Source organism: Streptomyces sp. O3 (assembly GCF_054788135.1).
This window is the reverse complement of sequence record NZ_JBTVYK010000093.1, coordinates 1-14,307: the sequence shown is the minus strand read 5'-3', so window position 1 is coordinate 14,307 and position 14,307 is coordinate 1. Positions and strand designations below refer to the sequence as shown.

15 protein-coding genes and 3 pseudogenes are annotated in these 14,307 nt (G+C 70.6%); 10 read left to right on the top strand and 8 right to left on the bottom strand.

What is annotated here, in order from left to right; translation table 11 throughout:
• Window positions 1–117: 117 nt before the first annotated feature.
• Entirely contained in the window at window positions 118–585 is a 468-nt protein-coding gene (locus ACX6XY_RS29145; RefSeq protein ID WP_460337295.1) for a DUF4442 domain-containing protein, read from the bottom strand.
• A 151-nt stretch (window positions 586–736) separates the two neighbouring features.
• Between ACX6XY_RS29145 and ACX6XY_RS29140 the strand changes: the two genes are divergently transcribed.
• Window positions 737–1,801 (top strand): hypothetical protein, encoded by a 1,065-nt coding sequence (locus tag ACX6XY_RS29140; RefSeq protein WP_460337292.1) that lies wholly within the window; start codon window positions 737–739, stop codon window positions 1,799–1,801.
• A gap of 69 nt (window positions 1,802–1,870) precedes the next feature.
• On the opposite strand, the gene ACX6XY_RS29135 is transcribed toward ACX6XY_RS29140, so the two are convergent.
• Entirely contained in the window at window positions 1,871–2,716 is an 846-nt protein-coding gene (locus tag ACX6XY_RS29135; protein ID WP_460337289.1) for a spermidine synthase, read from the bottom strand.
• Window positions 2,717–2,884: 168 nt separating this feature from the next.
• On the opposite strand from ACX6XY_RS29135, the gene ACX6XY_RS29130 reads away from it, so the two are divergent.
• The 5 genes and pseudogenes from ACX6XY_RS29130 to ACX6XY_RS29110 all read left to right on the top strand — a co-directional run.
• On the top strand, window positions 2,885–3,595 hold the full coding sequence (locus ACX6XY_RS29130; RefSeq protein ID WP_460337286.1) for a TVP38/TMEM64 family protein: 711 nt from the start codon (window positions 2,885–2,887) through the stop codon (window positions 3,593–3,595).
• 252 nt (window positions 3,596–3,847) lie between these two features.
• Entirely contained in the window at window positions 3,848–4,720 is an 873-nt protein-coding gene (locus ACX6XY_RS29125) for an undecaprenyl-diphosphate phosphatase (RefSeq protein WP_460337283.1), read from the top strand.
• A 461-nt stretch (window positions 4,721–5,181) separates the two neighbouring features.
• Entirely contained in the window at window positions 5,182–5,559 is a 378-nt protein-coding gene (locus ACX6XY_RS29120; RefSeq protein ID WP_460337298.1) for a DUF234 domain-containing protein, read from the top strand.
• Window positions 5,560–5,683: 124 nt separating this feature from the next.
• The gene (locus ACX6XY_RS29115; protein ID WP_460337280.1) at window positions 5,684–5,848 is read left to right on the top strand and encodes a hypothetical protein; all 165 of its coding nucleotides are present in this window, start codon (window positions 5,684–5,686) and stop codon (window positions 5,846–5,848) included.
• Window positions 5,799–5,969: pseudogene (locus ACX6XY_RS29110) on the top strand (hypothetical protein); the annotation flags it as partial. The gene ACX6XY_RS29115 and the pseudogene ACX6XY_RS29110, both read left to right, overlap by 50 nt.
• A gap of 46 nt (window positions 5,970–6,015) precedes the next feature.
• Here the strand turns inward: ACX6XY_RS29110 and ACX6XY_RS29105 are convergent.
• Complete coding sequence (locus ACX6XY_RS29105) at window positions 6,016–6,150, bottom strand: hypothetical protein (protein WP_460337301.1); 135 nt, start codon at window positions 6,148–6,150, stop codon at window positions 6,016–6,018.
• Here ACX6XY_RS29105 and ACX6XY_RS29100 point away from each other — a divergent pair.
• Window positions 6,088–6,375 (top strand): annotated as a pseudogene (locus ACX6XY_RS29100) (IS3 family transposase); the annotation flags it as partial. The gene ACX6XY_RS29105 and the pseudogene ACX6XY_RS29100 overlap by 63 nt on opposite strands.
• A 114-nt stretch (window positions 6,376–6,489) precedes the next feature.
• Here the strand turns inward: ACX6XY_RS29100 and ACX6XY_RS29095 are convergent.
• The 3 genes from ACX6XY_RS29095 to ACX6XY_RS29085 all read right to left on the bottom strand — a co-directional run bounded on the left by ACX6XY_RS29095 (window position 6,490) and on the right by ACX6XY_RS29085 (window position 10,593).
• Window positions 6,490–7,143, bottom strand: coding sequence for a GNAT family N-acetyltransferase (locus tag ACX6XY_RS29095; protein ID WP_460337277.1), 654 nt, complete (start codon window positions 7,141–7,143; stop codon window positions 6,490–6,492).
• Window positions 7,140–8,309, bottom strand: coding sequence for a ThiF family adenylyltransferase (locus ACX6XY_RS29090; RefSeq protein WP_460337274.1), 1,170 nt, complete (start codon window positions 8,307–8,309; stop codon window positions 7,140–7,142). Before ACX6XY_RS29090 ends, ACX6XY_RS29095 begins: the two co-directional genes overlap by 4 nt.
• A 271-nt stretch (window positions 8,310–8,580) precedes the next feature.
• Window positions 8,581–10,593 carry an ATP-binding protein gene (locus tag ACX6XY_RS29085; protein ID WP_460337272.1) on the bottom strand — a complete coding sequence of 671 codons (2,013 nt, stop codon included), beginning with the start codon at window positions 10,591–10,593 and terminating at the stop codon, window positions 8,581–8,583.
• 223 nt (window positions 10,594–10,816) lie between these two features.
• Between ACX6XY_RS29085 and ACX6XY_RS29080 the strand changes: the two are divergent.
• Window positions 10,817–11,228: pseudogene (locus ACX6XY_RS29080) on the top strand (beta-ketoacyl synthase N-terminal-like domain-containing protein); the annotation flags it as partial.
• A gap of 143 nt (window positions 11,229–11,371) precedes the next feature.
• Here ACX6XY_RS29080 and ACX6XY_RS29075 read toward each other — a convergent pair.
• Entirely contained in the window at window positions 11,372–12,391 is a 1,020-nt protein-coding gene (locus ACX6XY_RS29075) for an aldo/keto reductase (protein ID WP_460337269.1), read from the bottom strand.
• A 152-nt stretch (window positions 12,392–12,543) separates the two neighbouring features.
• Here ACX6XY_RS29075 and ACX6XY_RS29070 point away from each other — a divergent pair, with 152 nt between their 5' ends.
• Complete coding sequence (locus ACX6XY_RS29070; RefSeq protein ID WP_460337266.1) at window positions 12,544–13,134, top strand: TetR/AcrR family transcriptional regulator; 591 nt, start codon at window positions 12,544–12,546, stop codon at window positions 13,132–13,134.
• Between the two features lie 270 nt (window positions 13,135–13,404).
• On the opposite strand, the gene ACX6XY_RS29065 is transcribed toward ACX6XY_RS29070, so the two are convergent.
• Entirely contained in the window at window positions 13,405–13,833 is a 429-nt protein-coding gene (locus tag ACX6XY_RS29065; protein WP_460337264.1) for a hypothetical protein, read from the bottom strand.
• A gap of 262 nt (window positions 13,834–14,095) precedes the next feature.
• Between ACX6XY_RS29065 and ACX6XY_RS29060 the strand changes: the two genes are divergently transcribed.
• Window positions 14,096–14,307, top strand: a 212-nt coding sequence (locus ACX6XY_RS29060; RefSeq protein ID WP_460337261.1) for a hypothetical protein, incomplete at its 3' end; no start/stop codon positions are given.

Below are 14,307 nucleotides of genomic sequence, written 5' to 3'. Positions count from 1 at the left end.
CCCCCGCGTACACCACTAACCGCCCCCCCGGGGGGGGGGGGGGGGGGGGGGGGGGGGGGGGGCCGGGGGGGGCGCCCCGGGGTGACGGGGGGCCCGCCCTCAGGGGTGCGTCGCGTCCTAGCCGGCCGCGGCGGGACGGTTGGGCTTGAGGGTCCACAGGACGGTCATCTCGCCGGTCACCGTACCGGCCTCGTCCTCGATCGCGATGGCCACCGGGAACTCGGGGCGCTGGCCCGCGTCCAGCTCCGCGACCACGTCGGCGGCCGGGCGGCCGAGCGTCGCGGTGGCGGTCACCGGGCCCATGGCGAGCTTCTTGTACGCGATGTCGGCGCTGACCGCGAGCGGCACGGCCCGCGAGAGCTGCGCGCCGAAGGCCGCGAGCACGATCGCCCCGCTCGCGGACTCCCCCAGGGTGAACATGGCTCCGGCGTGCGGCCCGCCGACGTGGTTGTGGTAGTCCGGCTGGTCCGGCAGCCGGAGTACGGCACGCTCGGGGGCGGTCTCGACGAACTCGAGATTCAGGGTCCGGGCCATCGGCACGGTGGCGGCGAGCATCTCGCCGATCGACATCTGGTCAGCGCTCATACGGCGATGTTACCCACCAGTAGGAGTCCTTGGCCATCCCCGTCGACCAGGGAACGGCCCGGAGGACGGCCCAGGGAACACTTGTACCGACCACGTCACAAGGCAGGGGCGGCGATGGCACCGCATTCCCCACCCCTCTATCGTTCTCGCCATGTGGCCAGGACAGCAGCCGCCCGGGGGCGAGCAGAACCCGCAGGACCAGAACCAGAATCCCTACACCCAGCCGGGGTACCAACAGCAGAACCCGTACACCCAGCCGGGGTACCAGCAGCCCGGCGCCCAACAGCAGCCCGGCGCCCAGCAGGGCCAGGGACAGTGGAACGCGCCGACCGCGCCGATGGGCGCTGTGGGGTCGCCGTCGGGCGGCGACCGCAAGAAAACGACGATCGTCGCCATCGTCGCGGCGACCGCCGTCGTCGTGGCGGCGGGGGTCACCGGCTTTCTGGTGTTCGGCGGGGACGACGACGACACGAAGGACGAGTCCAAGGGCAAGGAGCAGGTCAAGGCCTCCCCGACGGCCTCGCAGGACCCGAGCCCCGACGCGTCGGAGTCGACTGAGGAGCCGGAGGAGGAGGACAACCCGCGCGGCACCGAGGACGACATCAAGCCCCAGATCAAGGGCTGGAAGGTCGTGGTCAACCCCAAGCACGGCACCGCCTTCGATGTACCGCCGGAGTGGGAGGTCGACAGCCCCGGCGTGTTCTACGGCTACGAGAAGGACGGCGCCAAGCTCGGCGACAAGCCCATCATCGGGATGTCGGCGCCCGCCTACTACAAGAGCAAGTGGTGCGGCGACGACCCGGACAAGGACGGCAAGACCAACTACACCCGGCTCGCCGTGACCGGCACCAAGGGCGCCAACGGCGCCAAGGACACCAACCAGGTCGCGGTGAACCAGGTGCCCTGGTGGGTGTTCGGCGGCTACACGCAGCCCGACAAGAAGAGCATCACCTTCGACAAGAAGGCCAAGCCCTACACCACCGAGGCGGGCATCGAGGGCAAATACGCGTGGGCCCGGTCGAAGAACACGCCGCAGAAGGGCAAGTGCGACTCGGACGGCAAGGCGATCACCTTCGGCTTCAAGAACAGCAAGGGTGACTTCGTGGCGTGGAGCCTGCACGGCGCGACCGGCGTCGATGACGAGCTCCCGGACGAGACCATCATGAAGATCATGAGCACCGTCCGCCTCTCCGACGCGGACGAGTCCGCCGACTAGAGCCCGTCCGACGGTCCGGCAGTCCGGCGGACCAGGCCTTGGCCTGGTCCGCCGGACCAGGCCTTGGCGTCAGCCGATGCCGAAGGCCCCGCCGGGCGGCTCGGGCGAGGGCACCGCGTCCTCGTCCCGCACCGCCGCCGCGTCCCCACCGCGGCGGCGCAGCGCCTCACCCCGCTCCACACGGGCGGGGAACGCGTCGGCGGCGGTGCGGCGGGCCAGCGCGGCGGTGTCGAGTTCGCGGTGCGCGGCGACCAGGATCGCGTTGCCGAAGCGGCGGCCGCGCAGCACGGCCGGTTCCGCGATCAGCGCGAGGTGCGCGAACACCTGCTGGAATGTCGCGAGTTGGGACCGGAGAAAGGCGAAGGGCGCGCCGTCCGCGAGGTTCGCGGCGTAGACGCCCGTCGGGCGCAGCACCCGCTCGGCCTCGCGCGCGTACGCCAGCGTGGTCAGATGCGCGGGCACGCGGGAGCCGCCGAAGACGTCGCCGACCACGACGTCGGCGCTGTCGGCGGGGGCCGCCGCGAGCCAGCCGCGGGCGTCCGCGCGGTGGGTGCGGACGCCGTCCGCCGGATCGAGCGGCAGATGCGCGGCGACGAGGTCGAGCAGGCCCCGGTCCGCCTCGACGACGTCCTGCCGTGACCCCGGCCGGGTCGCGGCGAGATAGCGCGGCAGGGTCAGGGCGCCGCCGCCCAGGTGCACGACGTCCAGGGGGCGTCCCGGCTCGGCGGCGAGGTCCAGGACGTGGGCGAGTCTGCGCGCGTACTCGAACTCCAGGTGCGTGGGGTCGTCCAGGTCCACGTACGACTGGGGCGCGCCGTCGACGGTGAGCAGCCAGGCCCGCGCCCGGTCCACGTCGGGCATCAGCTTGGCCGTGCCGTGGTCCACGGCACGCGTCACGGGTATCGGCTCGTCCACCGCTCCATTGTGCCGGGCGCGGAGATCGGGGCCCGCCGTCGGCCGGGCGGTTCCGTGGGGCGGTTCCGTGGGGCAGTTCTGTGGGGCGGTTCCCGTGGGGCGGTTCCCGTGGAGGGCATGAGAAGCCCCATACGGCGATCACACAGAGGGTTCGGATACTCTCCCCGGATGCTCGCCCCCGTCCCCCGGCCCGCGCCCACGGGCCTCGCCGCACGCTGTGCCGACGTCCTGTTCTCCCCCCGGTCGCGGCTGCTGCTGCTCGGCGTGCTGCTCGCCTGCGCGGGGGCGGCGGTGCTCGTGTTCGAGCCGCAGCGGCTACTCGTGGACGGCTGGCCGCCCCGGATGAACGGGGCCGCCGCGGTCGTGTTCTTCGCGGTGGCGTACGGCGTGTGCACGGCGGCGTTCGTGCCGCGGCCGCTGCTCAACCTCGCGGCGGGCGCGCTGTTCGGCTCGCAGGCGGGCCTGGCCGGGGCGCTCGCCGGCACGGTGATCGGCGCCGGGATCGCGTTCGGCCTCGGCCGGGTGCTCGGGCAGGAGGCGCTGCGGCCGCTGCTGCGCGGGCGCTGGGTGCGCGCCGTGGACGGGCAGCTCAGTCGGCACGGCTTCCGGTCGATGCTCGCCGCCCGGCTGTTTCCGGGGGTGCCGTTCTGGGCCGCGAACTACTGCGCCGCGGTCTCCCGTATGCGCCCGGAGTCCTTTCTGCTGGCCACGGCCCTGGGGTCGATACCCAACACCTCGGCGTACGTGATCGCGGGCAGCCGGGCCACCACGCCGACCTCACCCGTGTTCCTGATCGCGATGGGGTTCATCGCCGTGACCGGTCTCGCTGGCCTGGTGGTGGCCTGGTGCAAGCGGCACCGGCTGCGGGCCGCGCGCTGACCCGTACGACGGGCTCCGGGATCCGCGCGGCGGACTGCGGGATCCGCCGACGGGCTCCGTCGGCGGGCTCCGTCGGCGGGCTCCGGGCCGGGTGCGGGCCAGGGGGCTCGGCACGGTCCCGACATCTTCGGACGGTACGCTGCGCACCGGCGGGGAGGCGCTCCTCTCCCCCATCTGACCAATTCCGCACGACGTCCGGCCTGCGCGTGCGCGCGGGCCGACGCATGACCAATCCGGGACGGCACAGGCCCCATGAGCTGGTTCGAATCATTCATCCTCGGACTCGTCCAGGGGCTCAGTGAGTTCCTCCCCATCTCCTCCAGCGCCCATCTGCGGCTGACGGCCGCCTTCGCGGGCTGGGAGGATCCGGGGGCCGCGTTCACGGCCATCAGCCAGATCGGCACCGAGGCGGCCGTGCTGATCTACTTCCGCAAGGACATCGGGCGCATCCTCTCCGCCTGGACCCGCTCGCTCACGGACAAGGCGATGCGCGCCGACCACGACGCCCAGATGGGCTGGCTGGTCATCGTGGGCTCGATCCCGATCGGCGTGCTCGGCCTCACCCTCAAGGACCACATCGAGGGCCCGTTCCGCGACCTGCGGCTGATCGCCACGACCCTGATCGCCCTGGGCATCGTCCTGGGCGTCGCGGACCGTCTCGCGGCCCGCGACGAGACCGGCGGCAAGCACCGTGCCGTGAAGCAGCGCAAGACCCTCGCCGACCTCGGCGTCCGGGACGGCCTGATCTTCGGCCTCTGCCAGGCGATGGCCCTGGTCCCCGGTGTGTCCCGGTCGGGCGCCACGATCAGCGGCGGCCTGCTGATGGGCTACACCCGCGAGTCCGCGGCCCGCTACTCCTTCCTGCTGGCCATCCCGGCGGTGCTCGCGTCCGGCGTGTTCGAGCTGAGAGAGGTCGGCGAGGGCCATGTCTCCTGGGGTCCGACCATCTTCGCGACGCTCGTCGCCTTCTGCGTGGGATACGCGGTGATCGCCTGGTTCATGAAGTTCATCACGACGAAGTCCTTCATGCCGTTCGTCTGGTACCGGATCATCCTCGGCATCGTGCTGTTCGCGCTGGTGGGAGCCGGTGTCCTCGACCCGGCGGCGGGCGAGTCGGGCGGCTGAAGCGGCTGGGCCGCACAGGTAGCGCTATCGAGCATTTCCTAGCGCCTGATTGCAGCACCACGCCATGATCATCTCCCACTCGCCTCCCACTCATCTCCCACCGGGGAGGCGGGATACGCCCCACTAGGACGTGTGCGTCCGCAAAGTAGGGGATGACGCGGTGCAGGCGGGCGGCAGAGGCGGACGACCGGGCCGCGCCGTCCTGATCCGCGGGCGCCGAAGGGTAGGCAAGTCGCGGCTCGCAGAAGAGTTCCTGGAACGAGCAGGGCTTCCGCACGTCTTCTTCACCGCCATGGCGGCTCCCGAGACGAGGACCTGGCAGGCTTCACAGCCGAATCGGCCGCGCGGCCTTCCCCTGATCCTGGAGGAATGGCCCCACGGCGCCGTCCTGTGGGACTACCTCGAACAGGCCCTCGCCCGGCCCCCCTCCGCACTCCTCGTCAGCGGCGAACGAACCCTACCTGCGGTTCTGGCTCTCCTTCATCGGCCCCGGCATCCCCGCCGTCGAACGCGGCCGCGGCGACCGCGTCCTCGACTCCATCCGAACAAGCTGGACATCCTGGCGCGGGCGCGCCATCGAACCCGTCATCCGCGAAGCCCTCTGGCGCCTGGCCGACGACCGGCTCCCCGAGGGCACCGGTGCCGTCGGAGGCTACTGGACCCGCACCAACGACCCGGAGATCGACCTCATCGGCGCCGACCGCTCCCCCATCGCAAAGAAGACCACCTTCGCCGGATCCGTCAAATGGCTTGAGAACAAACCCTTCGACCACCGCGGCTGCACCGCGGAAGGAATCACCACCCTCACCCCGGAAGACCTGCTCACCGCCTGGAACTGAGCGGAGACTCAAGACCGATCAGCTTGCGCACCGCGATACACCGCCGAACCCGCCGTGAACACCGGCCTCACCTTGCCCGCACCTCTACGACTTCCGCAGCCATCCGGGGCGCCGCGGTGAGGAGATGGAGGACCGAGGAGCGGGCCTCGGGACCGTGATCCTCGACGAGATCCTGCCGCACAGGGACGGCTGCAGCCACGAGATCGCCTGCTGGGACGGCACACTCACCCTTGTCTGCCGTGACCTCCGGGCGACCTGGACCGAGACCATCTGCCCCAGCGAGGCATAGGCGCGACAGGTCATGGAGATCCGCTCCCGCCGTCGATCTCGGCGTGCATCCGGAGGCCCTGCGCGGCTGGATCCGGCAGGCCGAGGCGGATGCCGGCGAGCGCGATGACCGGCTGACCACCGACGAGCGCGCGGAACTTGCGGCCCTGCGGAAAGAGAACGCCCGGCTCAAGCGGGCGAACGAGGTCCTGCGACGGCCTCGGCTTTTTTCGCGGCCCAGCTCGACCCGACCCGGCCCAGGTGGCGGCGCTCGTTGATGAGCACCCGCACCTGGGGGTCGAGCCCGTACTCCGGGAACTGCACATCGCCTCCTCGGCGTACTACCGCTGGCGCCGTGCCGGGCGTGAGCCGTGTGAACGCGTGCGCCGGGACGCCGGGCTCACCGAGCAGACCAAGGAGATCCACGCCGGCTCGGGCGGGATCTACGGCTCGCCGCGCGTGCATGCCGTACTCAAGCGCGAGGGCGTCCATGTGGGCCGCAAGCGGGTCGAGCGTCTGATGCGTGAGGCCGACATCGCAGATGTCAGCCCGCGTCGACACCCTCGACGCCTCGGTTTCCCTCCTGAGCGCGTATGCCGACGGCCCGGTGTACGACGGTGGAGAGGGGGCGGACACCATCCTGGGGCCCGCCGACGGAAGGATTCATCGGCCGGTCGCCACGTACGCGGACTGTGCCTGTGCGCTCGAAGCGACGGTAGGGGAAGGGAAAGCAGCACCGCGGAGGATGGCCTGCTCGGCGGGGGTGGCCCGGTGGATCCATGCGGGTGCGAGCGCCGCGTAGGTGGTGACGTCGTGCCACCGGCCCTGGGTGTGGAACAGCTCCCGCAGCGTGGCCTCGGGCTGCAGCCCGGCTGCGAGCATCACCTCGCGCATCCGGGTGTGATCAGCGCGGTGCCCGGCCCAGATGCGGTGCAGCCCCAAGTGTCCGAATCCATAGGCCATCAAGAGACGCCCCGCTTCGTGCCCGTGGCCCCGCACAGGTGCGTCGGGGAGCAGGACCAGGCCGGTGAGCATGGCGTTGCGCCCGTAATCCTCGACGAGCAGGCCCATGGTGCCGACCATGACGTCCTGGCCGGGTGGGCAGACGGCCAGGGTGTGCTTGCGCCGTGGATGGGTGTAGGGCTGGGCGAGGTGCTGGGCGAACGCGTCCTGGGCCTGGCGGGCATCCATGCGGTCGACACCGAGGTAGCGGGTGAGCACGGGGTGGGTGTGGATGCGCTCGAAGGGGGCCAGGTCAGTGGCCCGCAGTTCGCGCAACCACAGGTGCTCACCGTGGAGTTCGGGCAGGTGGTTCACTGGGCAGCTCCCGCGGGGACACGCTCGGCGTCGACGGCGCCGATGATCTCTTCGAGGTCCGTGTAGTAGCGGCCCGAGGCCACGGGCTCGCCGAGCAGGATGCGGCGCGCTGTGTCGGTGACCAGGGCGCCGCCCAGCATCACCCCGCTGGCCAACTGCGGCCAGCTGGACAGGGAGTGCCCGATCCGGCCGAGAGCATCCTTCATGGCGGGACTGAGCCGACTCTCGTCGCAGATGCGCAGGAGGTACGCCGTGGCGTCCGCTGGTGCGAGACGCCGTACCTCCTCGGCACTCAGGTCGCCGCCGCGGCCGTGGAACAGAGGCCGGTCCGGCTCCAGGTCGAAGCGCTCGACGTCCAGCAGCCCCCGGTCGTTGGTGTCCATCAGGACCGGGACACCGTGCCGTCGTGCGTGCTCGCGAGCGGCGGTCTTCACCCAGGGGGTGTCACATTCCTCGATCACGAGGTCGAGCGGACGGTCCGCAGCGCCGAAGAAGGCGTCGATGGTGTCCTCGGTCAGCCCCTCCTGCCACAGTTCGATGTCGAGGTAGGGGTCGATCTCGTACATTTGCCGTGCGCACAGCACTGTCTTGGGCAGGCCCAAGTCGTGTACGCCGGCCCGCAACCGGTTGAGGTTGCTGAGTCCGAGAGTGTCGAAGTCGGCCAGGCGAAACGATCCTGCGACGCCCTCCATGGCGCAGGTGAGCGCCGCGCTGTTGCCCACCGACAGGCCGATCACTCCGGTCCGCCGCGCGAGCAGACGCCGCTGCTCAGCAGCGGTGATCTTGTCCCGGTTGCGGTCGGTACGCACCCGTCGGAACTCCTCACAGGGCAGCACACGCACGAGGCGCCCGGACCACGGGTACCACGCCCACGTTCCGTAACGGCTGAGCTCAGCGCCACCGGTCAACTCTTCCACGGCCTCCGCCAGCCGACGTCCCTCGAGGGCGTCGTGAGGGTGCTCGCAGCGCACCAGTTCGGCGAGCTGCTCGTCGATGCGGTCATGCCGCTCGCGTACGCGGCCGGAGCCGAGCAGAGCATCGAGGACGGCCCGGTCGTCCTCGACGGCGGGCCGTAGCAGGGTGGGCCGGACGGAGACCTCCTGTCCCGGTGGCATCGGCATGGGGTCGTGCGGGTTGCCCGGACTTTCGGGAAACGAATTGATCACGAGGCCGGAAGCTACCAGTGTGCGATCTTGGAATCCCGCAGCGCGAGGGGGCGCACGAGGTCGAATTCGTGCGCGAGTTTTCACCACCTCGCGCCCCCCTGTGCCGACGCGCTTCCGAAGGTGACTTTGGCCAGGTGGCACAACGCATTTCACCACTCCGCACCAGTGCGGGGAAAGTCATACCGGACGCGGCAAACGGGTGATCGTCCAGGAAAGTCATCTCGTCTGATCGCGTCGCGCCCGTGCCCATGCCCGTGCCCGTGCCCGTGCCCTACAGGAGTGGCTCACCGCCGGCCGCCCAGGCGAGCATCTCGCCGGGGTCGGCATGGGCGGCCTCGCTGCGGTACGACTCGTAGATACCCGCACCCACCAGCCTGCGCGCGATCTCCTCGCCCGCCTCGCGCAGCGGCGCCACGTCCGGAGCGCCACGCTGCGGATGCCCCACCGCGTCCCACAGCCGCTGGCCCGCGCCGGATGCGAGCGCCGCGGAAAGACCGTTCCCGTTGGCGGAGAAGGCCGCGGCCAGCATGTCGAGCCCCAGCGCGATGCCGAAGGTGTCGCCGATCCGCTGCTTCGCGTGCAGCATCGACCGGGCGTACTTCAGGGCCAGTTCACCGTCCCGCGCGCGCAGCGCGATCACGCACATCTGGTAGTCGGCGTACGAGCGGATCCAGTACTCGCCCATGGCGACGCACTCCGCGCGCAGCACCGCGGCCGACTCCCGGCTCTCCTCCAGCTCCCCGAGCCCGGTGAGGGCGAACAGACGCAGCATCCTGCACATCATCACGGCCTGGCGAGCGGGCTCGTCGCCCGTCTCCGTGCTGTGCGCGTCCGCGTTCCACAGGGCGTGCTCCAAGAGCTCCAGGCTCGGCCGGGGACTGCCCTGCAGAAGGTCGCTCATGGCCTGCAGATAGGCGGCCCGCAGCAGCGCCGTCGCATCCCCGGTGACACGGGCGTCCTCCAGGCACTGACGCGCCAGGTGCGTCCCCGTGGCGTGGTTTCCCTGCAGGAGATAGGTCATGCCGAGCGCCCACACGGCTCGTCGCCGCATCGGTCCCTGGCTGTCGGAGGCGTTCAGCGTGCGCGAGAGATAGAGCTGCGCGGTGTGCGCATGCCCGCAGCAAGTCCAGTAGAAGCCCGTCAGCGTGGCCAGTTCGAGCGCCGCGTCGACGTCGTGGGCGAGCAAGTGGTCCAGGGCCGCACACAGATCGGGATGCGCCTCCTTGATGGTGCGATACCAGCCGGTTTGCTCGGCGCTCGTCCACGTGGCGTCCGCCCGCCGCGCCTGAGTCAGGAAGTGCGAGGCGTGCCTGCTCGCCATCGCGTCCAGCTCACCGAGCTCAGCGAGCCACAGGCGCCCGTACTCACGCACCGTGTCGAGCAACAGACAGCGCCCGCGACGGCGGGTCACAACGGACTTGTCCACCAGCCCGGCCAGAGCGTGGCCCACGTCGACGGCGGAGAGCGGCCCACCGGAACACAAGGCCACTGCCACGGCTTCGTCGAAGTGCCCGTGGACAATGGACAACCGGGCCCACAACAGGCGCTCCGCAGGCGTGCACAGTTCATGGCTCCAGCCCAGGGCAGTCCGCAGCACGTCGTGCCGGAGGGGCGCCAGTGGACGCACCTCATCCTCCCCCCTGCTCAACTCGTGCCGCGGGCGCCGCAGAAGATCCTCGATGCTGCAGTGCCGCAGCGCCCCCGCAGCCAACTCCAGTGCCAACGGAATCCCGTCGAGGTAGGCGCACAGCTCGGCGACCTGGTTCAGATCCCCGGGCTCAGGCACGTGCCCCGATTCCGTGGCACGCTGCAGAAACAACTCGGCGGCATCCGTGGCACACGGCAGCGGCTGGACAACGGCGACGAACTCCCTGTCCAGATAGAACAGTTCACGACTGGTGGCCACGATCCTCAGATGCGGACACTTCTCTAGCAGCACCTGCACCAGGCTCCGGCACGCGCTCAGCACATGCTCGCAGGAATCAAGCACCAGCAGCAGCTCGCGATCGCCGATCCAGCCGCAGATCACATCCACCGGCATCCTCGGCGTGTGATCGGACAGACCGCACGCATCAGCCACGAGCGCCGCGAGTAACCCCTCATCACGCAATTGCCACAGATCCGCCCAGCAGGAATCCTCCGCAGCGGCCACCAGGCCGAGGTCCACCATCTGCCGCGCAAGCCGCGACTTGCCGACGCCCGCGACACCGGTCAGGGTCACCAGCCGGTGGACCTTCAACGCGCCCTGCAGCTCAGCCAGTTCCTGCTCGCGCCCTACGAACACGGCCCCATCCTTCCCATACCTGCGGAACAGGCTTCCGGCCCGGCGCAACGGCCTCCTTCATGCCAACGGGCTGTACAGGAACACGTATCGCGTGCCGTACGGCAAGGCTCTGGAGCTTGGGCCGCGCCGAGAACGAAAGCGTGCACGCATCCTGGCAGCCCCGGCCTGATCACGGAATACGAACGGCAAAGATCGAACCGGCACCCACCGCCGAGACCGCTTAGCTGTCTGCGACCGGATCGCCGACTACACCACGCCGTGGCAGGAGGCGACGTTCCCCGGCTTGTTGAGCAATGTGGTCGCGGGCCGGATCGCGGACCGCTTCGACCTGTACGGCGCCAACTTCACCGTGGACGCCGCGTGTGCGAGCTCTCTGGCCGCGCTGTCGGTCGCGGTCGACGACCTGCTGCTCGGCCGCTCCGACTTGGTGGTCACCGGTGGGGTGGACACGCTCAACGATCCGATGACGTTCCAGTAAGCGGCTCACCGACGCCGAACGCGACGGCGACCAAGTGCACGCCGTGATCCGAGGCATCGGCTCCTCCTCGGACGGCGGCGGCGCCTCCGTGTACGCGCCGCTGGACGGCGGACAGGCACGGGCACTGCGCAGGGCGTACGCGACCGCTGCTGACCCCGCGTACGGTCGGTGAGGTCGCCGACCGCCTGCGTGCCCTGCTCGACGCACCCGCTCCGCTGAGCGAGGCAGCCCCCGAGCAGGCGGTTCGTCTCTCCGCATGCCAGCAGGCCATTAAGAGGATGGAGGCTGTCGCTGGGGGGATCAGCGTCGCCGTAGGGATGGGTCGAGCAGCGCGGGCGGGGTGTCGTTCTTCTCGTGTGCGGCGAGGTCGGTGCCGGGGGCGACGATGGCGTCGATGGCGTCGAGTACGTCGGCGGGGAGCGTGATGTCTGCGGCGGCGAGCTGCGCGTGCAGGTGGTCCGGTGTGCGGGGGCCGATGAGCGCGCTGGTCACGCCGGGGTGCGCGGTCACGAAGCCGAGTGCGAGCTGGATCATCGTCAGGCCGGCCTCGTCGGCGACCTCGGCCAGTCGCTCGACGGCGTCGAGCCTGGCCCGGTTGGAGGGGATAGTGATGTCGAAGCGTTGCGGCATGAAGGCTGAGCGGCTGGTGGTGATGTCCCGGCCCTCGCGGACCGCGCCCGACAGCCAGCCCGAGGCCAGCGGGCTCCACGCCAGGACGCCGAGCCCGTACTGCCCGGTCGCGGGCAGGACGTGGGCCTCGATGCCGCGTTGCAGGATCGAGTAGCTGGGCTGCTCGGTGACGTAGCGGCTCAGGCGGTGTTCGCGGGCGGCCCACTGGGCTTGCACGATGCGGTAGGCGGGAAAGGTCGAGGAGCCGAAGTAGCGGATCTTCCCCGCGCGCTGCAGGTCGGTCAGCGCCGACAGGGTCTCCTCGTCGCTGGTGTCCGGATCCCACCGGTGGATCTGGTAGAGGTCGACGTGGTCGACGCCGAGCCGGCGCAGGCTGTCCTCCAGCGCGGTGACCAGCCAGCGGCGCGAGCCGCCCCGGCGGTTGGGTTCGTCGCCCATCGGCATGGCCGCCTTCGTGGCCAGCACGATGCCGTCGCGGCGCCCGGCGACGGCCTTGCCGACCATCTCCTCCGACTCGCCGCCGCTGTACACGTCGGCGGTGTCGATCAGGTTGATCCCCGCCTCCAGCGCGGCGTCGACGATGGCGGTGACCTCGTCCTGGGCGGTGCGCCCGATCTTCCCGAAGTTCATCGCGCCGAGTGCGAGGGTGCTGACCTGCACACCGGTGCGGCCCAAGATGCGGTACTGCATGACCGTGTCTCCTCGTGAGGGGTGAAGCGCGGTGCGTTACATGGCTTGGCTGCCGGGTCCCGCTCTGACATCATGAACAAAGCGGAACCTCGTTCCGGAACGATACGGAACACTGTTCCGCTTTTGCAAGCGGTGAGCGGAAGGAACACGCGGTGAACGACAGCGGCCAGGACGCGGGACAGGCGGCCCCGTCCAGGCGGAAAGACGCCCGGCGCAACAAGGAAACCCTGCTCGACGCAGCCGCCGAAGTCTTCGTCACCTCAGGCGTGGACGCGCCGGTACGCGACATCGCGGCCAGGGCCGGCGTCGGCCTGGGCACGGTCTACCGCCACTTCCCGACCCGAGCAGACCTCGTCATCGGCGTCTACCGGCACCAGGTCGACGCCTGCGCCGACGCCGGCCCGGCCCTGCTGGCGACCAGCTCCCCGCATACGGCCCTGGGGCAGTGGATCAGCCTCTTCGTCGACTTCCTGGCGACCAAGCACGGACTCGCCACCGTGCTCCAGGCCGACAACACCGGCTTCGAGGCGCTGCACTCCTACTTCCTCGACCGCCTTCTGCCCGTCTGCACCGAACTGCTCGAAGCCGCAGCCGCAGCCGGCGAGATCCGCCCCGACATCGACGCCTACCAACTCATGCGCGGCGTCGGCAACCTCTGCATCGGCGCGGACAACGACCCCCGCTACGACGCACGCCGCATGGCCGAACTCCTCGTCGCAGGGCTACGCCGACCACACCACTGAGAGCGTCGCGTCCACGGCGGGAGGTGCCTCGGGGGTCGATACGCCGCCTGAACAGGAGCGAGTCGACATGGCCGAAGCTGACGGAGCCAAGACCTTGAGGGCCGGCAGCTCCATCCCCACGGCAGGCCCACACCTCCTGAAGATCCGCAAGAGCAATCCTGGACCATGCCGGATGCCGGATGCCGGATGCCGGCTGTCCGGTGAGGGCGAGGTTGTGCGGGCGGGCGATGCCGCGTACGGCGTGGTGGACGCCGCCGCCCCCGTAGCCCCCTAGCTCAGGAACATCCGGGTCCACGCAAAGGCCAGGACTGTGCACGCGAGGCCGAACAGGGTCTGCACGACCGTGGTGATCGGCATCCGCAGGCGTGCGTAGACGACGACCATGAGAACCGCGAAGGCGGGGACGCCCCAGACGGCAAGCCACACCAGAAGCGGGATGTCCGGCGAACCGGCGGCCTCGGAGTCCGAATATCCCTCGCGGCCCATGCCGATCATGGCCAGCAGGATCCCGGCGCCGACGACGATGACCGCGTCCGCGATCAGGAACACCAGCGCGACCGCCGCATCGATCAGCCAGGAGGGACGGTCGCGGCGCGCATCGCACGGCCGCCGTCCCCGCGCCGGCCGTGCGGCTTTGTCCTCAGGCGCGTACGGCGCCGGACCCGCCGACGCGCCACCGCCGTCTCTCGGTGCGCTCACCGATCGACTACACCACGGAATCGCGGGCTCCGGGCCGACCGGGACCGAATCGAAACCAGGCTGAGGACGCGCGGTCCGCCACGCGTCCGGGGCGACGCCGCGGCACGCGGAACCCGCTGTGAGGCCAAGGTCACAGTTTCGGGTCGACGCACCGAGGTTTGCGTCGTCTCCCCTGGTCAGCGCGGTCTCGGAGGCGCGCGGGGAGCCGCTGCGGCTCCCGAACGGGGAACGAGGCACCGCCGTACGCCCCTACGCTTGCGGTATGTCCCCGAACTCCGAGCCCTGTCGTGCCGTGCGGTCCGCCGATGTCGTGAACGACCAGATCCGCGCCCTGTGGGCGCGTGCGGGCGGCCGCCTGGGCACCGAGCAGCGGCACGAGTACGAGCGGCTGATCGCGGAGTGGGCGGCGGCGGTACGCCGGGAGAGCGCCGCCCCGTCGCCCGCCCGCCGTCGCGCGGCGCGCGGCGCGGGCCG